The 21,651-nt window shown below is 63.9% G+C and carries 14 protein-coding genes; 4 read left to right on the forward strand and 10 right to left on the reverse strand.

Annotated features, from left to right (window positions below; genetic code table 11):
- Positions 1-40: 40 nt before the first annotated feature.
- The 7 genes from ACN9MX_RS01620 to ACN9MX_RS01650 all read right to left on the reverse strand — a co-directional run bounded on the left by ACN9MX_RS01620 (position 41) and on the right by ACN9MX_RS01650 (position 6,674).
- Positions 41-1,402: an alginate export family protein gene (locus ACN9MX_RS01620; RefSeq protein WP_363824902.1), complete on the reverse strand. Its 1,362-nt coding sequence runs from the start codon at positions 1,400-1,402 to the stop codon at positions 41-43.
- Positions 1,395-1,823: a DoxX family protein gene (locus ACN9MX_RS01625; RefSeq protein ID WP_363824904.1), complete on the reverse strand. Its 429-nt coding sequence runs from the start codon at positions 1,821-1,823 to the stop codon at positions 1,395-1,397. Before ACN9MX_RS01625 ends, ACN9MX_RS01620 begins: the two co-directional genes overlap by 8 nt.
- Positions 1,820-2,728, reverse strand: a complete 909-nt coding sequence (locus tag ACN9MX_RS01630) for a VOC family protein (protein WP_363735609.1) — start codon at positions 2,726-2,728, stop codon at positions 1,820-1,822. Before ACN9MX_RS01630 ends, ACN9MX_RS01625 begins: the two co-directional genes overlap by 4 nt.
- A 161-nt stretch (positions 2,729-2,889) precedes the next feature.
- Positions 2,890-4,818 carry an amidohydrolase gene (locus ACN9MX_RS01635; protein WP_363824906.1) on the reverse strand — a complete coding sequence of 643 codons (1,929 nt, stop codon included), beginning with the start codon at positions 4,816-4,818 and terminating at the stop codon, positions 2,890-2,892.
- Complete coding sequence (locus ACN9MX_RS01640; RefSeq protein ID WP_363824908.1) at positions 4,815-5,063, reverse strand: XapX domain-containing protein; 249 nt, start codon at positions 5,061-5,063, stop codon at positions 4,815-4,817. The genes ACN9MX_RS01635 and ACN9MX_RS01640 overlap by 4 nt, the downstream gene beginning before the upstream one ends.
- A gap of 24 nt (positions 5,064-5,087) precedes the next feature.
- Positions 5,088-5,927, reverse strand: coding sequence for an alpha/beta fold hydrolase (locus ACN9MX_RS01645; protein WP_133651620.1), 840 nt, complete (start codon positions 5,925-5,927; stop codon positions 5,088-5,090).
- Positions 5,928-6,014: 87 nt separating this feature from the next.
- Positions 6,015-6,674 (reverse strand): isochorismatase family protein, encoded by a 660-nt coding sequence (locus ACN9MX_RS01650; RefSeq protein ID WP_363824910.1) that lies wholly within the window; start codon positions 6,672-6,674, stop codon positions 6,015-6,017.
- A 265-nt stretch (positions 6,675-6,939) separates the two neighbouring features.
- On the opposite strand from ACN9MX_RS01650, the gene ACN9MX_RS01655 reads away from it, so the two are divergent.
- From ACN9MX_RS01655 to ACN9MX_RS01670, 4 genes are all read left to right on the forward strand, one after another.
- Positions 6,940-8,709: a tetratricopeptide repeat-containing sulfotransferase family protein gene (locus tag ACN9MX_RS01655; protein ID WP_363826560.1), complete on the forward strand. Its 1,770-nt coding sequence runs from the start codon at positions 6,940-6,942 to the stop codon at positions 8,707-8,709.
- A 131-nt stretch (positions 8,710-8,840) separates the two neighbouring features.
- Positions 8,841-11,258, forward strand: coding sequence for a TonB-dependent receptor (locus tag ACN9MX_RS01660; RefSeq protein ID WP_363824913.1), 2,418 nt, complete (start codon positions 8,841-8,843; stop codon positions 11,256-11,258).
- A 97-nt stretch (positions 11,259-11,355) separates the two neighbouring features.
- Complete coding sequence (locus ACN9MX_RS01665) at positions 11,356-11,919, forward strand: MarR family winged helix-turn-helix transcriptional regulator (RefSeq protein ID WP_363735614.1); 564 nt, start codon at positions 11,356-11,358, stop codon at positions 11,917-11,919.
- A gap of 146 nt (positions 11,920-12,065) precedes the next feature.
- Positions 12,066-13,286: a cytochrome P450 gene (locus ACN9MX_RS01670; RefSeq protein ID WP_363824915.1), complete on the forward strand. Its 1,221-nt coding sequence runs from the start codon at positions 12,066-12,068 to the stop codon at positions 13,284-13,286.
- A 92-nt stretch (positions 13,287-13,378) separates the two neighbouring features.
- Here the strand turns inward: ACN9MX_RS01670 and ACN9MX_RS01675 are convergent, their stop codons facing one another.
- From ACN9MX_RS01675 to putA, 3 genes are all read right to left on the reverse strand, one after another.
- Positions 13,379-14,179: an AraC family transcriptional regulator gene (locus ACN9MX_RS01675; protein WP_166666287.1), complete on the reverse strand. Its 801-nt coding sequence runs from the start codon at positions 14,177-14,179 to the stop codon at positions 13,379-13,381.
- A gap of 121 nt (positions 14,180-14,300) precedes the next feature.
- A complete protein-coding gene (locus ACN9MX_RS01680) occupies positions 14,301-17,534 on the reverse strand; it encodes a molybdopterin-dependent oxidoreductase (RefSeq protein ID WP_363824917.1) in 3,234 nt (1,077 codons plus the stop codon).
- A 490-nt stretch (positions 17,535-18,024) separates the two neighbouring features.
- Entirely contained in the window at positions 18,025-21,630 is a 3,606-nt protein-coding gene (gene putA / locus ACN9MX_RS01685; RefSeq protein WP_363824919.1) for a trifunctional transcriptional regulator/proline dehydrogenase/L-glutamate gamma-semialdehyde dehydrogenase, read from the reverse strand.
- Between the last annotated feature and the right edge of the window lie 21 nt (positions 21,631-21,651).

Below are 21,651 nucleotides of genomic sequence, written 5' to 3' on the forward strand. Positions count from 1 at the left end.
CGAATAAGATAGATGCCGTCGTTCGATAAAATGGAAAAGATCAGAACCGGAAATTGCTTTCCAGGCCAAGCATCCTGATCGTCCTGGCGGGACCGGTTTCGCGGATGAAATCCCCCGGCGCAAAGGCCGACAAGGATGCCGACAATTCCCACTCAGCCGTCGCCTGCCATGCGATCGTCGCTTCGGCTTCCTTGCCGATAAATCGCGCCGCGCTCCCGTTTACGGGGCGGATCAGCTTGCCGGGAATGTCGTAGACGCCATCCGCAATGCTGTACCGCCAATAGGCCGTCGCGGCGAGGCTGAACGAAACGCCGCCGCCCAATGTGCCGCTGACGCGAGGATTGATGTTGATGATATTGGTCGGTCCGACTGGCGAAAGCTCGCCGAAATATTTTCCCTTGGGAAACAGCGCGTTGAAGGTGCCGATCTTGCCGTCATGGGCTTTGCCATCGCCGCTGACGACATTGACGCGCAGGGTGGCGTCCGGCGCGGTGGGGAGCGTTGGAAAACTGTGCCCGATCTCAGTGCCGAGCGTCCAGGCGGCGATCCGCTGCCCCTCGAAATGGCCGAATTGCGCCACACCCTCGATATTCCAGTGCCAGTCGCCCCGCACCCCATGGGAGCGCAGACCGATGCTGTGGCGGACTTCGCTGCCCTCCAGCCCACCAAAGCGTGCAAGCCGGTTTCGATAGCCGAGATAGTAGATGTCCAGTTCAGGCAGGGTCGCATAGGCGCCCCACAACGCCTTGTTCCGGGAGGTCGCGTCGTCGAAGCTGCCGGGACCGGGCTGGACGGGCCGCATGGTCAGAAGGCTGATCTTGGCGCGCCCGATCGTCACGTCTGCGCGTGCACCATCGAAGGCGAGCGGCACGTTGGGGCCATATCGCGTCCCGACCAACCGCTCCGTGCCGAGCGACAGCATCTGACGCCCGGCGCGCAGCGTGACCGGGCCGAGATCGAGTTCGCCAAATCCCTGAAGCAGATCAGCCCGCGTCTGATCGATCGGGCTGGCGGATGGCGAGACGCCGACGGCGTAGGCGAGGATCGGCTGAACGAAGGCGCGCGCCTTGCCCAGATGCAGATCGGCATAGGGCAATGCGCGCAGCCATAGATACTGGTCGTCAGGGGAGTTCGCCCCGCCCCAGAGATTGTCGTGATAATCCTCGCTGCGGGCGCGCAATTCGATGCCGGTCGTGACCCAGCTGTCCTGGCCCAACGGGATATATTTGAACGGACCGGTCCAGTGATGCGCGCGCTTCTCCGCATCGGCGAGGTCGAACCAGTCCTCATCATAGCGCGTGATGCTGAGCGTGGGTGCCTGCCATGCTTCGCGTTGCTGGGCGCTGGCGGGCGCCACGGTGGCTCCTGCCAGCAGCCCCGCAGCGATGATCAACCTAAGCACGGCGTCGGTCCCGCTCGGCGACAAGTGCAACGAGGACGAAGCCGCCGATCAGGCCGATATGTTCGAAGAACGCATTGGTCGCCATGAAGCGTTCCTGACCCGGGGGCATCGCCCAGAAGGCGTTGGCGGTGAAGGCGGCCAGCAGCGTGAAGACGCCCAGCATGCCTGCGCCCAGCCAGATGAAGCGCCCGGTCAGGATCAGGATCGGCCCCGCAATCTCTACGCCAATGGTCAGCGCTGCCCAGAAAACAGGCGGGCTCATGCCGAAATGCGCCTGTTCGGCGACGGCGGACGGCCAATCGGTCGCTTTGACGATGCCGCCCAGAAGATAGGCCCCGACCAGCGCCAGACGGGCCAGGAACCATGTGGGGCGCCAATCGAGGATGGCATCGACGAAGCGGGGTTCCTTCACGCCGATCATGGCTTCACCGGCGCGTGGATCTCGGCAATATAGCCGCCGGGGAAGCGGACGATCGCGGCCTGGCGGTCACCCTCGTCATGCGCGGGAACGAGCGTTTCGACACCAGCCGCCGTCGCCCTGGCAAGGGTCGCGGGCAGATCGCCGACCTCATAACCTGTCATGTCGCGGCCATAGGGCCAGGGAAGCTGCCCGTCCGATACGATCACGCTCATCTTGCCATAGCCCGACGTCATGCGGATGCGGCGATAGCTCTTGCCCGGCTGGCCGATCTCCGCGCCCGGCGCCGCCTTGTCGTCGGAGGTCACCGTCGCATGGGCGAAGCCGCGCCACTGCTTCACGAACTGGTCTGCGGCATCGGCGGTCAGGTAGATGCGGTTTTCCGGCACGGTGGCGAGGGCGGGATAGCTTGGCCTGGTCGTGTGCCAGTAGAGCTGCATGTTCACGCCGCCCGCCCACTGCACCACGACGTCGCGGCCGATGGGGTCGGGAAAGCTGGTGATGAGGCGCGTCGCGCCATGCCGCATCGCGGAGGCGACCGCGGCATCCAGGTCGGTCACGAGATAGCCGGTACGCTCGGCGCCGAACGGCGCGGGGATTGGGGTGAGGAAGCCGAAGGCCGAGACGGTGCCGGCCGGTGTCAGTGCGAGCTGCGACTTCGTCTTGCTGTCGGTCGGCGTGACCTGAAACACACCCTGTTTGCTCGTCGTGCCCCCGAAGGTGGCGGTGAAGCTGGTGACGAAGCGGTCGAAATCCTCCGGCGCGACATAAACATGGGTGGTGTCATATTGCGGACCGACGGCGAAGTCGGTGGTGGATTGCGGTGAGGGTGCCGTGGTTTGTCCAGGCGCGGCGACAGGGCTGATGGCGACCAGGGCGGTTGCCACCATGAGGGCGATGCGGGTCATATCAGTATCTCCGTAGAGTGTTGTTCGGCGTGCGATGAGGTCGCGAAGACTGTCTACGCACTCGTTGATATCCGAACTATCCGAATAAAATCGGACATCGTGTTCCAGAATATAGAAAGATAAAATGGCGCCCCTCCGGTCGGGGAGGGGCGCTGTTGCAATCAGACGGCCCAGCAGCCGCAGCCCATCACGCCCCAAAAGCTCTGGACGTCCGAGGCCGGTACGTTCGCGCCCAGTGCCGCGGCATGATCATGGCCATGAACGTTGCAGGACGAGGCGCAGCCGCAGGCCGACGCCATCGTCCTGGCGCTTTCATCCCGCCGCCAATGGCCGCCGAATGTCGCGACCGGCGACCAGTCAGGCATGGCCTTTGGCGCTTGCGGCGCGAGCGGGCCGAAGGTGCCTTCGCCATAGACGATCCTGCCGCCCAGCACGGTCAGCACCGAACGGAGATGCGCAATCTCGCTTTCCGGCACGCTGAAATAATCGTCGGAAAGCAAGGCAAGGTCCGCCAGTTGCCCGGCCTTGATCTGCCCCTTCTTGCCGACCTCGTTCGAGAACCATGTGTTCTTCTCGGTCCAGAGGCGCAGCGCCGTCTCGCGGTCGAGCCGGTTGCGGGTCGGATAGAGCGCCAGGCCGCCCACGGTTTTCGAGGTCACCAGCCAGCTCAGCGACACCCAGGGATTGTAGCTGGCGACGCGGGTGGCATCGGTGCCCGCACCCACGGGCAGGCCGGCATCCATCATCCGTTTGATCGGCGGCGTCGCCTCGGCGGCCTTGGCGCCGTAGCGCTCGACGAAATATTCGCCCTGGAACGCCATGCGGTGCTGCACCGCGATGCCGCCGCCCAGCGCGGCGATCCGGTCGATGTTGCGATCGCTGATCGTTTCGGCATGGTCGAAGAACCAATTGAGGCCCTTCAGGGGAATGTCGCGGTTCACCTTCTCGAAAACGTCGAGCGCGCGGGAGATGGTCTGGTCATAGGTGGCGTGGAGACGCCAGGGCCAGCGGCGCTCGGCAAGCAGGCGGATGACGGGTTCGAGATCGCCTTCCATCTCCGGCGGCATGTCGGGACGGGCGACGCGGAAGTCCTCGAAGTCGGCGGCCGAATAGACCAGCATCTCGCCCGCGCCATTGTGGCGGTAGCTGTCGTCGCCATCGCCCGGCTTGATCTGCGTCGACCAGGTCGCGAAATCCTTGAGCTCCTCCTTCGGCTTTTGCGTGAAGAGGTTGTAGGCGATGCGCAGGGTCAGATCGCCATCCTTGTGCAGCTTTTCGATCACTTCATAATCGTCGGGATAATTTTGCGACCCGCCGCCCGCATCGATCACGCTGGTGACGCCCAGCGAGTTCAGCTCGCGCATGAAATGCTTCGTCGAATTGAGTTGATAGTCCTGCGGCAGCTTCGGCCCCTTCGCCAGCGTCGAATAGAGGATGGTGGCATTGGGCTGGGCGAGCAGCAGCCCCGTGGGGTTGCCCTGCGCATCGCGGACGATCTCGCCGCCCGGTGGATTGGGCGTGTCCTTCGTATAGCCGACCGCCCGCAGCGCAGCCGCGTTGAGCAGGGCGCGGTCGTAGAGGTGGAGGATGAAGACGGGCGTGTCCGGCGCGGCGGCGTTGATCTCCGCGATGGTGGGCAGGCGCTTTTCCGCGAACTGATGTTCGGTAAAGCCCCCCACCACGCGCACCCACTGCGGCGGCGGCGTATTTTCTGCCTGCTTCTTCAGCATGGCCATGGCGTCGGCGAGCGTGGGCACGCCTTCCCAGCGCAATTCCATATTATAGTTCAGCCCGCCGCGGATGACGTGGATGTGGCTGTCGATGAGGCCGGGGATCAGGCGCCGGCCGCCGGCGTCGATGACGCGGGCATTGGGTGCGGCGGCGGCGCGGACTTCCTGTTCCGTACCGACAGCGAGAAATTTCCCGCCCCGGATCGCCACTGCCTCCGCCTGAGGGTTCTCGCGGTCAAGGGTCGTGACCTTGGCGTTGGTAAGGATGAGGTCGGTCTGGGTCATGGCGAAGCTTTCCGTGACAAGGGGAAGGGCGGTCGCGGCTGCGGCGCCGGCGAGCAACTGGCGGCGGTTCATCATGCGTCGCGCTTTCCGTGCATGGGAAGTTCGCCCAGCACATGATGGACGCAGTCCTGTCGCACGAAGCGGGTCAGTTCGGGAAGGCTGGCCATGCGCCTGGCGACCGGGAGCAGCTGTTCACCCAGCAGGATTCCCGCCAGCCCCACGAGCGCAATGACCGGCGGCGCCGGAGAACGGACGCCCATGAGGCTGTAGACGATCCCGACGATCAGGCCGGCGCCCAGGGAGAGGATATAGGCTTTCATGTCGGTTCTCCGGCGTTGGCTGGGTCAGGCCTGGATGAAGGCGAGGATGTCGGCGTTCAGCACGTCGGCGTTCACCGTCAGCATGCCGTGCGAAAAGCCTTCATAGATTTTGAGCGTGGCGTCCGGCAGGATTTCAGCCTGGAGCAGGCCGGCGTTCCTGTAGGGCACGACCTGGTCGTCGTCGCCATGCAGCACCAGCGTGGGCACGCTGATCGCCTTCAGGTCATCGGTCTGGTCGGTTTCGGAAAAGGCCTTGATGCCCTGATAATGAGCGAGCGCGCTGCCCATCATGCCCTGGCGCCACCAATTGTCGATGACGGCGGGCTTCACGTCCGCGCCCTCACGGTTGAAGCCGTAAAAGGGCCCCGAGGCGACATCGCGGAAGAATTGCGAGCGGTTGGCGGCAAGGCCGGCGCGCAGGCCATCGAATACATCCATGGGAAGGCCACCGGGATAGCGATCGGTCTTCAGCATGATCGGGGGGACAGCGCTCACCAGCACCGCCTTGGCGACGCGGCCCTGCGGAATGCCGAAGCGGGCGACATAGGCCGCGACTTCGCCGCCGCCGGTCGAGTGACCGATGTGGATGGCGTTGCGCAGGTCGAGATGCTCGGCAACCGCAGCAGCGTCTGCGGCATAATGGTCCATGTCATGTCCGAAATCGACCTGAGCCGAACGGCCATGGCCGCGGCGGTCATGGGCAACGACGCGATAGCCCTTCGACAGGAAGAACAGCATCTGCGCGTCCCAGTCATCGGACGAGAGTGGCCAACCGTGATGGAACATGATGGGCTGAGCGTCCTTGCTGCCCCAGTCCTTGTAGAAGATTTGCGTGCCGTCGGCGGTGGTGATGAAGCTGGTCATGGCGGGTTCCTTTATACGGTAAGGGTAGCGGGATGGCGGCCGAACGCGGGGAAGGGGGATGTGCCCGGCCGCCGGGAGGCCGGGGCCTTAGTGGGCGCCCTCGGAAGCGTTGAACATGGTCTTGGCGTAGGTGATGCCCAGGCCATAGGCGCCGCCCCACTTCTTCGCGAAGCCGGTCGTCATGTCGTAGGTTTCCGTCCGGGCCCAGTCGCGCTGCAGCTCGAGAAGATATTGGAGGGAGGTCATCGGCTTGGCGCCCAGCTGGATCATCCGCTCGACGGCGCGCTCATGCGCCTCTTCGGAGATGTCACCGCAGGCGTCGGAGATGAAGTAGACGTCGAAGCCCTGATCGATCGCCGAGGCGACGGGGCCGACGATGCAGACCGAGGTCCACAGCCCTGCAAAGATGATGCGTTCCTTGCCGATCCGGTTGACCTCGTCGATGACGGCAGCATCTTCCCAACTGTTCATCGAAGTGCGGTCGAGCAGCGGCTGACCGGGGAAAGCGTCGGTGATCTCGCTGAACATCGGGCCGGAGAAGCTGTCGACGGCAACCGTGGTCAGGATTGTCGAGACGTTGAAGCCGGCAGCTGCATTCGCGACCAGGGCGGCGTTGTTGCGCAGCAGTTCGGTCGGGATCGACTTGGTGGCAAAAGCCATCTGCGACTGAAAATCAATCATGACAAGGGTGTGGTCGCTGGGGTTGATCAGGGATTTTCCGGGGGTCGGGGTCGCTTTGATGGTCATGTCGGTCTCCAATCGAAATTTCCTACACTCGGGTCGTTCCAGTGTGATTGGAGGTTTAGCGGGAGAGATTTCTGCTGCGCAGCCTGATAAAATATGCCCCATCGTTCGATTTATTCGAATGATGCAATTCCGGAAGCGGCCGATTCTGTTGATCTTCCGGTTCTTGTGGATCGGCAACGGGGGTGGCCCTGCTTGCCAGAACAGCTTGTCGGCCAATTTACTCGCTGCTTGCTAAGTCGCGGCCGGCTTGACATTTCTATATGCGATGCGGGGCGAAACCTATCATGCTGTGCGGCGATTGCTGGCGCAGGACGCTGGACAGGCGTTGGCGCGCTGCGGGGATTTGCTGAAGGACGATCCCCAGGATGCCGAGGCGCACCGCCTGGCCGCTCGCGCCCTGCGTGCGCTGAAGCGGGACGGCGAGGCTGAACGGCACGAACTTGCGGCGATCGACGCCGCTGCGGCTGACGATGCGTTGCAGCAGGCGGCGATCGCCCTGCGGGACAACCGGCTGCATCTGGCCGAACCGATCCTGCGCGGGCGGCTCAAGGACAATCCGTTCGATGTTGCGGCGATCCGCATGCTGGCGGAACTGGCCGGCCGGATCGGGCGCAACGCCGATGCGGAAAATCTGCTGCGCCGCGCGCTGGAACTGGCTCCCGGCTTCACCGCCGCCCGCGTCAATCTGGCGACGGCCCTGCACCGCCAGAACAAGACGGCGGAGGCGCTGGCGGAACTGGACCGGCTGCAGGATGCGCTGCAGGGCCGGGTCAATCCCGCTTATGCCAATCTGCGCGCGGCGGTGCTGGGACGGCTGGGTGACTTCGATGAAGCCATCGCGCTCTACGAGGATATGGTGCGCCGGGTTCCAGGCCAGCCGAAAATCTGGATGAGCTATGGCCATGCGCTCAAGACGGTGGGGCGCACGGCGGACAGCGTTGCCGCCTATCGCCGCGCCACGGCACTGCGACCGGCCTTTGGCGAAGCCTGGTGGAGCATAGCCAATCTGAAAACGGAGCCATTTGATGCGGCCGACCTGGCCGCCATGGAAGGCGCGCTGCATGATGCGCAGGCCAGCGTCGAGGATCGCTTCCACCTGCATTTCGCGTTGGGCAAGGCGTTGAGCGACCGAAGCGAAGCCGAAAACGCCTTCACTCATTATGCGGAGGCAAACAGGCTGCGCCGTACCGCCCAGCCTTATGAGGCGGCGCGCACCAGCCGGATGGTCGATGCGGTGATCGGCCTGTCGACGCCGGATTTCTTTGCCGAGCGGCAGGACATGGGCTGTCCGGCGCCCGATCCGATCTTCATCATCGGGCTGCCCCGCGCCGGCTCCACGCTGATCGAACAGATCCTCTCCAGTCACAGTCAGGTGGAAGGGACGATGGAACTGCCCGATTTGCCGGCCCTTGTCGCGGAGCTGCGGCAGGAGGGCGACTGGCCGACCATGATGGGCGACCTCAACCCCGCCCGCCTGCCCGCGCTGGGGGAGGCCTATATGGAGCGCACCCGCATCCAGCGACGCAAAGGGCTTCCCTATTTCATCGACAAGCTGCCCAATAACTGGCTGCATGTCGGCCTGATCCAGTTGATCCTGCCCCATGCGCGGATCATCGATGCGCGGCGCCATCCGCTCGATTGCGGCTATTCCAATTTCCGCCAACATTTCGCGCGGGGACAGGCATTCAGCTATGATCTTGGCGATATCGGCCAATATTATGCCGATTATGTCCGGCTGATGGCGCATTTCGACATGGTGCTGCCCGGACGCATCCATCGTGTCGTCCATGAGCAGCTGCTGGACGATCCGGAAGGGAAAGTCCGCGCGCTGCTCGCCGCGCTGGGCCTGCCGTTCGAGGAGGCGTGCCTGCGCTTCCATGAGAACCGCCGCGCCGTAAGGACCGCGAGCAGCGAGCAGGTGCGCCGGCCGATCAATCGCGATGGAGAGGGCCAGTGGCGCGCCGTCGAAGCGCGGCTCCAACCGCTGGTCGCGGCGCTTGGTCCGGTGCTGGACAGCTATCCCGATGCGCCCTGATCGTGGCTTTCGGGTAACAATCGACTGAAAAAGCGCATGATTGCCGGAGCGCAATGATTTTTCGTTGCGCCCGCCCGACAGATGATGACAGTTTCGCTCCAGAAACTCGTGCACCTGTGGGGAGGTAGCCGATGTCAAAATATGTTCGGTTGATCGAATTTTCGTCTGCGCTTCTGGCCACGACGGCCATCGCATTTCCAGCATGGGCACAGGAAAGCGCGCAGGGGGCGGGCGCGGACAGCGATGTGATCGTCGTCACCGCCCAGCGCCGCGAAGAGCGATTGCAGGACGTGCCGATCAGCATCAACGCGCTGGGGCAGGCCAAGCTGGAACAGGCCAATGCCAAGGCGCTGGACGATTATGCCAAGCTGTTGCCCAGCGTGTCCATCCAGTCCTTCGGCCCCAGCCAGGCGCAGGTCTTCTTCCGCGGCGTGGCGACGGGCTCTGGCGGGCCGCCGCTGCATATCGGGCCGCTGCCGACCAGCAGCACCTATGTCGATGAAATCCCCGTCACGACGATCGGTGGCATGGTCGACGTCCATCTCTACGACATTTCGCGGATCGAGGCGCTGGCCGGGCCGCAGGGCACGCTGTTCGGCGCAAGCTCGCTGTCGGGGACGCTGCGCATCATCACCAACCGCCCCGAACTGGGCAAGACGACCGGCAGCATCGACCTGCAGGTCAACAAGTTCGGCAAGGGCGATTTCGGCGGATCGGCGGAAGGCTATATCAACCTGCCGGTCAGCGACAATGCCGCGTTGCGCGTCGTCGGCTTCTATGACCGGACCGGCGGCTATATCGACAATATTCCCGGCACGCGCACCTTCACGCTGGACGATAACGACCCGGCGACCGAGAAAACAGTGAGTAACACTGATAAGCCGGGTTTGGTCAAAAACGATTATAACGACGTCGAAACCTATGGTGGCCGCGCCGCGCTGCGCGTCGACCTTGACGACAACTGGACGGTCACGCCGCAATTTCTCTATCAGAGCCAGATCGCCCATGGCGGCTTCTTCTATGATCCCAGAAAGGGCTATCTGAAGGTCACCGATTATCTGCCCAGCCGCAACAAGGATCGCTGGTGGCAGGCGGCGCTGACCATCCAGGGCAAGCTCAGCGATTGGGATGTCACCTATTCGGGCGGCTATTTCGAGCGCAAGGTCGATAATATCGCCGACTATTCCTATTATTCGGTGGCGTACGACAGTTACACCTATGTCGACGACAATGGCGTGACGCAGCCGGGTTTTGCCACCTATTTCCCCGACGGCAATGGCGGTTTCCTCGACCCGACGCAAACCGCGCACCAGAATGACAAATATACCAAGTTCACCCAGGAATTGCGGGTCAACTCGCCCACAGACATGCCCTTCCGCCTGGCCACGGGCATGTTCATGCAGGTCCAGACGGACAAGATCCGCGCCGACTATCAGACCGTGGGCATCAGCCAGATTCCGACGCCGATCTGGCTGACCCCCTTTCCCAATAGCGACACCGTGTTCCTGACCCGCGTCAAGCGCAAGGATCGCGACTATGCGATGTTCGCGCAGGGCGAATATGACATCCTGCCTCACGTCACGCTGATCGCAGGCGTGCGCGGCTATATCGCGGACAACACGATCTACGGTTTTTCCGGGACCAACAGCGCCGGCAACACCGATCCCGCCTTTTGCCTGCCAACGAACATCCCGGACGTGCCCTGCGCCAACGTTCACAAGAAACAGGTCGAGAACGGCGTCATCTGGCGCGGCGGCATCAAATGGCAGGTTAGCCCCGATGTCATGCTTTACGGCACCGTGTCGCGCGGCTACCGGCCCGGCGGCAACAACCGGCGACCGGGGGTCAATCCGTTCAAGTCGGACAAGCTCGACAATTTCGAACTGGGCTGGAAAACCCATTTCGGGCGGATTTATTTCAACGGCGCCGCCTTCTACCAGAAATGGCGTGACCTTCAGTTCGGGCTGGTGCCGGTGGGGCAGAATGGCGTCACCAACACCTATAATGCGGGTAATGCGCGCATCTATGGCGTGGAGGGCGACCTGTCCGCGCGCTGGGGCGGCCTGACCCTGTCGACCAGCGCCACCTATGTCGATGCGCAACTGACCAGCGATTTTTGCCAGGTCGACCCCGTCACCAAGAATATCATTTGCGTCCCCGGCACGCCGCCGGCGGCCGCCAAGGGCACGCGTTTGCCGATCATGCCCCGTTTCAAGGGATCGGCAACCGCGCGTTATGAATGGCCGCTGGGGTCGATGACAGCCTTCGTGCAGGGATCTGTGTCCCATCAGGGCGGCACGCGCACCTTCCTGACCGATGCGGATTATGCGGCGGTGGGTCCGACCAGGCCCTTCACCACGGCGGATTTTTCGATCGGCACCCATTGGGACCATATGCGGATCGAGGCCTTTATCCAGAATGCCTTCTCCAGCCATGGCGCGCTTGGCAAGAACACCATCTGCGCGACTGAGATTTGCGGCTTCTCTGCACGGACCTATCCCACCAAGCCACAATTTTTCGGGCTGAAATTCGGATATGATTTCGATTAGAGCGCCGGGGTTCAGAGGGGTGTAGTGATCTCGTCAGTTCCGTCTGGTGAATGAATGGGCGCGTGCGTTCCGCCCATCGGATTGATTATGATCCCGAATGGATCAGAACTATTCCGGACCAGCGATGATGAATGATACACCTGCCAAGGCCGTCGAAGCGGGCACGGAGTTCTACGGCAATCTGCTTCCTCACATCGATGCGCGCATGATCGCACCGATGTGGCACATCTTCACGCTTGGCCATATCGTGGCGACGGATCTGGACCGTATTGCGCGGCGGTTTGAACTGAGCATCGCAGATATTCACTTGCTTGGGACGGTCCGCATCGACCAGGCGCAGCCGTTGCGCGCGATCGATCTCGCGCGTGTCCTCAATGTGTCGCAGGCCACCTTGTCCGCCCGGATCGAACGGCTCGTCCGTGCGGGGCTCCTCACAAAGTCGCGGCTGTCAGACGACAAGCGGGCCTTCGCGCTCCGCCTGACCGAGACGGGAGAGCGCATTGCAGACATGTCCGTCGACACCTTCTTGCGGGATGCCAAACTCGTACACGCGCTTTCGCGGCTTTCTGCGGATGATCTTGGCGCCTTCACCCGTATCATCGGCAGGCTGCACCATGAACTCGACCGGATAATTACACCCGGAATGCCTGAAACTACTTAACCCCTTTACATAATGCTACTCTTACAAGCCATCGCACGCTGGTAGAGGCCCATGTGCCGCGCTTCGAACAGCCAGTCATTTGGCCGAAGAGTTGCTGCGGGAAGCGCGCCGCCGAGCCGGAGCCAGTTGCAAGCAGGAAGGCAAGTATGAACTCAACCGTAGCACTCCCGCAGGAGCAGGTGCCAGCCGACCGGATCGTGGACGTGGACATGCTGGCTGTGCCGGGTGGCGCCCAGGACGCGCAAAAGGCCTGGCGGGCGCTTGGCAGCAAATATGGGCTGATCTGGACGCCGCGGCAAAAGGGTCACTGGATCGCGACGAACGGAGCGGTGGTTGAGCAGATTTACCGTTCGCCCGATCTGTTTTCCAGCAGCGTGCCGAACCTGCCGCCGGAACCGCTTCCGTTCAAGTTCCGACCTTTGCAACTGGATGGTCACGAACACCGCGTTTTTCGCGCCATCATTGATCCGGCGCTCAGGCCGGCAGCGGTGCAAAGCTACGCCGTGCGCGCGCGGAAACTTGCCATCGACCTGATAGAGGGGTTTTGGCCGACCGGCGAATGCGAGTTCGTGGCCGATTTCGCGCTGGTCATGCCGCTGTCAGTCTTCCTGTGGATGGTGGATTTGCCCATGGAGGACCGGGCCATGCTCCAGCGCTGGGTGCATGCCGCCACGCGCGGCAAGACCCGACAGGCAATCGAAGAAGCCAATATCAGCATGTTCGGTTATGTGTCTCAGCGCCTGGCGGAACGCCGGGCGAAGCCGGGCGACGACATCTTATCTCAGGTGATACGGGCGGAGGTGGATGGCCGTCCACTTTCCGAGGAGGAGCAACTTGGCACCAGCGTGCTGCTTATGGCCGCGGGATTGGATACAGTGGCGGCCATGATGTCCTTCGTGATGCACTATCTCGCGCGGCACCCCGCAGTTCGGCGCTGGATCATGGAAAACCCCAGCCAGGTGTCGGTTGCGACAGAAGAGTTGATGCGCAGGCATGGCGTGGCCAACAACACCCGTACCGCCACTCAGGATGTCGAGATCGATGGAGTCATGGTCCACAAGGGCGAGCATGTTCTGCTTCCCAATTGTGTTCACGGGCTCGATGAAAACCTCTTTCCCAATCCGGAGGAGATCGACTTTGCCCGCAAGCCTGGGCTGACGGGTACGTTCGGTTTTGGCCCCCATCGCTGCGCCGGGGCCAATCTGGCTCGGATGGAAATGCGTATTCTCCTTCAGGAATGGCTGTCGCGCATTCCTGACTTCGAGGTGGATCCCAAATATCCTGTCATTCATCAGACCGCGCAAGTGAACGGCATCGAAATGCTGCCACTAAGGTGGGAGACGGGATCGGGTCGTCGCTCGCGCTGATTTCGCGTACATTGGCCCTTCCTCTCGGGAGTCGGGTCTCCGCCCACGCCGGGGTGGGTTAACTGCTCACATGAAATCGCGACGAAATCCGTCTACGGACGCCGCACCCCACCAAGCCTTGCGCCGGCATAATTGCCTGGCGTGTGCCCCGTGTTCTTCTTGAACATGGCGATGAACGCGCTCGGACTGTCATATCCGAGCTGAAACGCGATGGTGGCGACTGGCGTGCCCGCCTCCAGCGCGCGAACCGCGAGATCCACGTGCAGTTCCTGTCGCCAGGCTGAGAAGGACTTGCCGACTTCCTTCTGGAACAGGCGGCTCAGCGTTCGGTGGCTCGCGCCCACTTGCTTGCCCCATTGCTCTATCGTCAGGCGGCGTTCCGGCTCGGCGAGCAATGCATTGACGAGGCGCAACAATCGGGGGTCTCGCGGAAGGGGCGAGGCGTTTGCGGGTGAACGAGAGGATGCAAGCTCATCGACAAGCACCCCGGCCATGCGGGCTTGCCTGCCTTCGTCTCCTTCATCTTGCGAAGGGCCACCGCTGAACCGCAGAAGCAGTTCCCGCACCAGGGGGTTGATCTGAAACAATTCGGTCCTGTCCGGCAGGTCCGATGACAGGTCAGGATCCAGATACACGCACCCGAATCGCGCGAGCACGCCGGCACGCACGCAGTGCGCGACTCCGCTGGGTATCCAGGTTACGGATCCGGGCGGGACGACCAGATTGCCGGCGTCGGACTCGATCTCCACAAAGCCTGACACCGTATAAAGCAGTTGCGCTTTCGCATGACTGTGCGAGCGGTCGGCGCGGGATTCGTCGGTCCTGACCTGAAATCCCAAAACCGGCCTGGCAATGGTGTCAGGGTAATGCAGATCAAAAGAGTTCGACGTCACGCCATTTCTCCGGGTGCCCGCTCCGTTGCTCCTTCCCTGCAACTTGTTGAGCGACTGCTCACCCAGATTAGGCTTGCACATCATTATTGTCGAGCGCGGTGAGACGCCAATGGCTTCGCGCTCAGGCGTCCAGCGTGATGTCTCCGATCGGAATGGCGCAGCAGGTCAGGCAGTTGCCCTCCTCGACCTCGCGCGCATGGCTGACCGTGCCGGCGATCAAACGAAGAGCGCAGCTTTCGCATTCGCCTGCGCGGCATCCCGCAGCCAGCCGGAAACCCGCCGATTCCGCGGCCGCCAGGATCGAAGGCTGGTCCGGTTGCCAGACGAAGCTCTCGCCGGACGTGGCCAGGGTCACGATGGCCGGCGCGAGGCCAGTCGTGACTGGGGTATGGGCTGTGAAGTGCTCCTGCTGGATCGACTGCGCGTCGACACCTCGTTCGAGCAGGATCTCCCGCGCCGCGCCCATGAAGGGTTCCGAGCCGCATAGGAACGCCCGCGTGCCTGGGGCAACCCCATCGAGCAATGCGGCGAGATTTCGTCCCGAATCCACTTGCCGATAGGCAAAGTTCGGGATGTCGAGAGATCGAAGTTCAGGATCGAAAGCCCTGTCGCGGGTGGCGTAGACCAGCGTGACGGAAGGGGGTGGGTGGCCCACTCCGCCAGCCAGGGCGCGCAAATAGCCGAGAAACGGCGTTATCCCGATTCCACCCGCCAGGAGCAGTACGGGCCGGGTGGCTTCCAGCGGCAGGCGGAACCGCCCCGACGGGACGGTCAACTGCACTTTTTCGCCTTCGCGCATGTTCGCGAATATGTGGTCGGAAAGGCCGCCCGCCCCGGAACGCCGGATTGCCACGGCCAGCGACGTTGCACTTTGCCGCCCCGGCGAGACCAGAGAATAATGGCGTTCGAGTTCGACGCCCGGAATCGAGAAGGCGACATGCTGACCCGGGATGAAGGTCGGCACCCAGTCGCCATGCTCTGGCTCCATCACCAGTTCCACGATGTCGCCCGGATGGTCGCGCCGCGTGACGACGCGGAAATCGCGCTTGCCGTTCCAGTTGCCGCGCGAGCGTTCCTCGTCGCGTTCGACGCGGCACGCTATGCGCCGCAATTCGACCGCGCCGCTGACGGGATCATCGTCGCCGTTGCGCAAAATGCTGTTGAGGTTCGTTCCACTGGTCAGCCGGTCACCGGCATCGGCCTGCTGCCACCAGCCATGTTCGCCCACCAGCACGCCGTCAGCCAGGGTGTCGTCCACCCGCACCTTCATGCTGACGCTGCCGGTGGCGATCACTATCCTTGCCCAGTCGCCGGGCACCAGCGATGCTGCATCTGCCGTCGCTGGCGACATGGCGAGTTCGGGCGCGGGCGCGCGCCTGGCCAGCGAGGGAACATAGCGCAGCGAGGATTGGGTATAGACCCCCCGCTTGGCGGTGGTCAGCAGGAGCGGGAAGGCGGGATCGGCCGGCGGCTGCGTCCACAGCGGAATTGCTGGTTCACCGACATTTGCCAGAAGGCTGGAATGGAATTCGACACGGCGGGATGGCGTGTTGAAACCCTTGACCCGGCCGTCCGCGGCAACGGCGGCGTAGCTCCGGTCGATTTGAGCTACCGGAAGGGTCAGGCCACCCGGATTCTGTTTGAGCGTCGCGAGATCAAGCCCGCTCGGCGCCAGTCGCATCTCCCAGGCTTCATCCATCGAACCGTGCCAGAGCGGATCGGCGAACTGCATTCGCTGCGCGATCTCCCGCAATATGACATAGTCGGGCCGCTGGTCGCCGGTCGGCTCCACCATGGCCGGGCGATACTGCACGTGCAGCGCGCTTTCGGCGTCCAGTTCGAACCCCGGCCGGAGCGAAGCATGTTCCCACGGCAAGGTCACCGGGAGCAGATAGTCCGCACTGTCCGCCATCGGGGTCATGCGCACGTCGCAATGGACCCGGAAGTTGAGGCTGGCGAGCGCGGCTGCGGCGCGCGCCCAATCGGGATAGGACGCCGCGGGATTGGTTCCCAGACTGAACAGCCCGCGCGGGCGATAGGGAATCCCCGTCTCGATCGCCTCGATCGCGTCGCGCGTCACGACATAGCCGAACCGTGGAGGCCCCAGCGGAATCCGCTCGGTGCCCAGCGGATCGGCGCGCGACGCCGCGGCGAAGGGGCGGAGCGGCGGCCCAGGGAACCAGCGGTTGCTGCCCGCGCGATCGACATCGCCGCGCAGGGCGAACAGGCAGGAGATCGCCCGGACCGTCTGGCTCGAAGCGGCGCTTTGCGACAGGCCCGACCAATGCGCCAGCGCTATGCGCGCATCGCTTGAGAGCAGATCATTGAAGCGGGAAATGGCTGCTTCAGACAATCCCGTGGCTTCGGCGGTGGCGGGCAAGGTCCACGGCTGGGCGCACTGCCGCAGCAACTCCAGCGCGCTGTCGCATTCCATGCCTGCAACCGTGCCGCTGAAGAAGAGTTCGGGCGCCAGGTCCGGCGCCGGCGGCTGGTTGGTGTCCACGACGATTGGCCCGGCCTTGGTCATCGCCAGAAATCCATCGGCGTCGATGCCGATGTCCCGGGGAACGACTTTCCGGCCAGTGGCGCGATTCACGAGCAGCGCCGCGTCGGTCCAATCTCTCGCAAAGTCCTTGTCGAAAGTTCCGCTGGCCAGCAGGTGACGGATGCCCCCCAATGCCAGGGCGCCGTCGCTTCCGGGCCTTAGTCCGAGCCAGAGATCGGCGTCGGTGCCGCTGCCCTGCTTTTGCGGGTCGATGACGACCAGCGGCACGCCGGCGGCGCGCGCACTGATCTGCGACGATGCCGCGAGCCAGGTCCGCGCGGGATTATGGCCCCACAGGACGATCGCGTCCGCATGGAGATAGTCCGGAGTTCCCAGCGAGCCGCCCGTCGTCAGCGTCGTACCGAAGTCCTTCTGGAAATTGCAGATCTCCATCGCCGCGACGAAATTCGCCGATCCGTAGGCGCGTACGAAGCCCTCTATCCATTCGAACGAATCGCCGATTGCCGTGCCGCTTGGCGTCGTGCTGGTGAACAGCATGGCGTTCGGCCCATGCGTATCGCGTATCTCCGACAATCGTCGCGCGATATCCGCCAGCGCCTCGTCCCAGGATACGGGCTCCCATCCGGGATCCGGGTCGCCCTTGGGCCGCGTGCGGCGCAGGGGTCGGGTCAGCCTGCCACGGTCGGCCAGGATTTCGGGCGCGGCGCGACCCTTGGCGCACAAGGCGCCGCCGGTCGGATGCTCCGGATCGGGCAGTACTTCCTTGAGCAGCCCATCCCGGGTGACGAAAATGGCGCCGCAGCGGGACCGGCAAAGCGTACAAAATCCACGATGGCGCATTTCGGCCATGGCTTGGCTCCGTTCAAATTCAAAACTGTCCCGAGTTTTCGATTGTAACGATCAACCGAAATTCAACTCACCGGCACCATAATCGCGATGGCCTTTTCAGCCGCGGCGATCGGAAAAGCCGAGTGGACGAGTTCAGCTCAGCCGGCGCGCAAACCTGCCGAGCCTGCAATGATGTTGGGCCGGACACTGCCGGATACGGGTCGTGCTGACATGTCAAAAATCGGCCATTCTATCGCGAAACCTGGCCAAGATTGGCCCCGGTTATTGGTCTCTTTCGGTTCCTTCGCGCATGCGTGCCGCAGGTAGGTGGGGAGGATCGGACGGATATGATGCCGCAGCGCGAGCCGATGGTCCTCAATCCGAACTAAGGTCGGGGGACACTCGTCTCGTCGTAGCGGATGCGGCGCCGGATTGCGGTGTCCCCGTTCCGTGGAGATTCCCGCATGGCAAGCTATCCCTCCATATTTGGAAACTGAACGTCTGACCCATATCAACTTATCATCATCAGGCTGGCATTGCCGCCCGCCGCCGTGGTGTTGATAGAGGTCGATACCTCTTCCAGCAACATATCGAGCGGGTAGGCGAGCAGCTCGCCCGTCTGCGCGGCGTGAACGGAGACGATTGGACCAGCCAAGGCCGCCACCTTCGCCACCAGCCGGTTGACTGCGCTCGCGTCGCCCTCGACCAGTGCCGCGGCGAACGGTTCGTTCGTCCTTGCCGGGAAGCAGGCCGCGACGCTGGCCGGCAGGCCCGTCGGGAGCGGCATGTCCTCCACCGCGCCGCGATTGCCTGTCGCGAGCACGGCGGCCATCTGCTCGAAAAGCCCGGTCCGGGTCGCCGGCGCCATCAGGATCAGGCCGCGCGGGTGCAGGGCATAGAGATTGCGCTCGCCGACCGGGCCGGGAAGGGTGATGGCAAGTCCGAGGGCCGAAGCCTCGCCATAGCGCCGCGCGATGGAGGCGCTCTCCATTTCGCCTTCCGCCTCCAGCCAGTCGGTGAATGCGTGGAGCGGCGTATCAACATGGCCTGCTCGCGCGCTGAACGCGGGCGGTCGCGCGACCAGGCGGCCGAGATAGAGCGGTCCGCCCGCCTTCGGGCCCGTTCCGGACAGGCCGCGGCCGCCGAATGGCTGCACGCCGACAATGGCGCCGATCACGTTGCGGTTCACATAGACATTGCCTGCCTTCACGCGCCCGGTCACATGCGCGATCGTCTCGTCGAGCCGGGTGTGGAGGCCGAAGGTCAGGCCGTAGCCCGTTGCGTTGATGGCGTCGATCAACGTGTCGAGATGTTCCCGCCTGTAGCGGATGACATGCAGGACCGGTCCGAACACCTCCCGCTTCAGTTCGGAAATATCCCTGATCTCGATGATCGTCGGCGCGACGAAGGTACCGTGGACCGCTTCGGCCGGGAGCGCCTGCTGCTCGACGGGTGCGCCCGCCTTCCGCATCGCGGCGATATGCTTCTCTATCGTTTCCCTGGCCTCGGCCGTGATGACGGGGCCGGTATCGACCCTGAGTGCATCGGTGCGGCCGATCCGCAGCTCCTTGAGCGCGCCCTTCAACATGGTCAGGGTGCGATCGGCGACATCCTCCTGCAGGCAGAGGATGCGTAACGCCGAACAGCGCTGGCCGGCGCTGTCGAAGGCGGAGGCGATGACGTCGGCGACGACCTGCTCCGCCAGCGCGGAGGAATCCACGATCATCGCATTCTGGCCGCCTGTCTCGGCGATCAGCGGAACAGGTCGGCCCTGGGCGAGGCGCGTGGAAAGCTGGCGCTGGATCAGGCGGGCGACTTCGGTGGATCCGGTGAACATCACCCCGGCCGTCTCCGGCGCCGCCACCAGCGCCGCGCCGATGGCGCCGTCACCCGGCAGCAGTTGGAGCGCATCGGCGGGAATGCCGGCCTCGTGCAGCAGGCGCACCCCCTCGGCGGCGATCAGCGGCGTTTCCTCGGCCGGCTTGGCCAGGACCGGATTGCCGGCGACGAGCGCGGCGGCGATCTGGCCCGTGAAGATCGCGAGCGGGAAATTCCAGGGGCTGATGCAGACGATCGGGCCGAGAGGCTGCTGGTCGCTCCCGAAGGTCGAGCGGGCCTGAGCGGCATAATAGCGCAGGAAGTCGATCGCCTCGCGCACCTCGGCAATGGCATTGGGCAGCGACTTCCCGGCTTCCCGCACGATCAGCCCAAGCAGGGTCGGCATGCGCGCCTGCATCGCGTTGGCCGCGCGATCGAGTATCTCAGCACGTTGGCCAACCGGCGTCCGGCCCCAGGATGAGCGCGCGGCGGCAGCGACGGCGGCGGTCGCCTGGTCGGGGGATGCCTCGACAACGCGGCCGACCAGATCGCGATGATCCGCCGGATTGAGCACCGGCCGTTCTTGGCCCACCCCATTGGCTGGCGCCGCCTTCCAGGCGAGCGTGGCGCTCTCGCGCAGCGCCCTGCTGAGTGCGGCGAGCGCGGTTTCGTCGCTGAGATCGATACCGTCCGAATTGCGGCGATCCGGATAGAGATTTGCGGGAAGCGCGATTTGATCGTGCCGAGCGCCCGGGTGCGGCATTGCGCGCACCTGGTCGGCCGGGTCGATCACCATCTCGTCGATCGGCACCGCCGGGTTCGCGATGCGGTTGACGAAGGAGGAATTGGCGCCGTTCTCCAGAAGCCGGCGCACGAGATAGGCGAGCAAGGTCTCATGCGTACCCACCGGCGCATAGATGCGGCAGGGCCGATCGAGCTTCGACCGGCCGACCACCTGCTCGTAGAGGGGCTCCCCCATGCCGTGCAGACACTGGAATTCATATCGCCCCACCGCGAAATCCGGCCCGGCGAGATGATAGATGGTGGCCAGCGTCTGCGCATTGTGGGTCGCGAACTGCGGGAACACCGCGTCGGGGGCGGCAAGGAGCTTGCGCGCGCACGCGATATAGGCGACGTCGGTGTGGACCTTCCGCGTGTAGACAGGGAAGTCGGCCAGTCCGTCCACCTGCGCGCGCTTGATCTCGGCGTCCCAATAGGCGCCCTTCACCAGCCGCACCATTATCCGCCGCTTCGCCCGGCGCGCGAGATCGACGATCCAGTCGATCACGAAGGGGCAGCGCTTGCCATAGCCTTGAACCACGAAGCCTAGTCCGTCCCAGTCGGCAAGCTTGGCGTCGAGCGCCAGGTCCTCCAGCAGGTCGAGCGACAGTTCGAGCCGGTCGGCCTCCTCAGCATCGATATTGAACCCGATATCATAGTCCCTGGCGAGTAGCGCGAGCGCGCGCACGCGCGGCAACAGTTCGCCCATCACGCGATCGGCCTGGGCACGGACATAACGGGGGTGGAGGGCCGACAGCTTGATGGAGATGCCGGGCCCCGCATAGACGCCGCGCCCGTTCGACGCCCTGCCGATCGCATGGATCGCGCGTTCATAATCACCATGGTAACGCTCTGCGTCGGCCATTGTGGTGGCAGCCTCGCCGAGCATGTCGTAACTGTAGCGAAAGCCCCTCGCCTCCAGCTCGCGCGCGCGCTTCAACGCCTCGCCGATCGTCTCGCCGGTAACGAACTGCTCGCCCATCATGCGCATCGCGAGATCGACGCCGCGGCGGATCACGGGCTCACCGGCGCGCGCCACCAACCGGGCCAGCGCCGCACCCAGGCCGCGATCGTCCACGCTGCCGACCAGCTTGCCGGTGACGACCAGGCCCCAGGTCGCGGCATTGACGAACATCGATTTGCCACCACCCAGATGCGAACCCCAATCGCCCTCCGCGATCTTGTCGCGGATCAGCGCATCGCGGGTTGCCGCGTCGGGAATCCGCAACAGCGCCTCGGCAAGGCACATGAGCGCCACGCCTTCCTCGCTCGACAGGGAATATTCCTGGATCAGCCCCTCGACGCCGGTCCCCTTGTGGTTGGCGCGAAGCGTTGCGACCAGATTATGGGCGGTGTCGTGGATGGCGAGTTTCGTCGCGTCATCCAGCGTCGCTGCAGCGAGCAAGGGCGCCACGCATTCCGCCTCATCGCGCCGGTAAGCAGCGGTGATATGCTTGCGGAGCACGGTCTGCTCTCGAATGGCGGGGGCGAAAGCGGCGAATGGAGTCTGCTCTGTCATGCTGGCAATATAGCAACCAAC

Origin of the sequence: Sphingobium sp. R-21 (assembly GCF_049913335.1) — a bacterium.
Classification (GTDB): Bacteria; Pseudomonadota; Alphaproteobacteria; order Sphingomonadales; family Sphingomonadaceae; genus Sphingobium.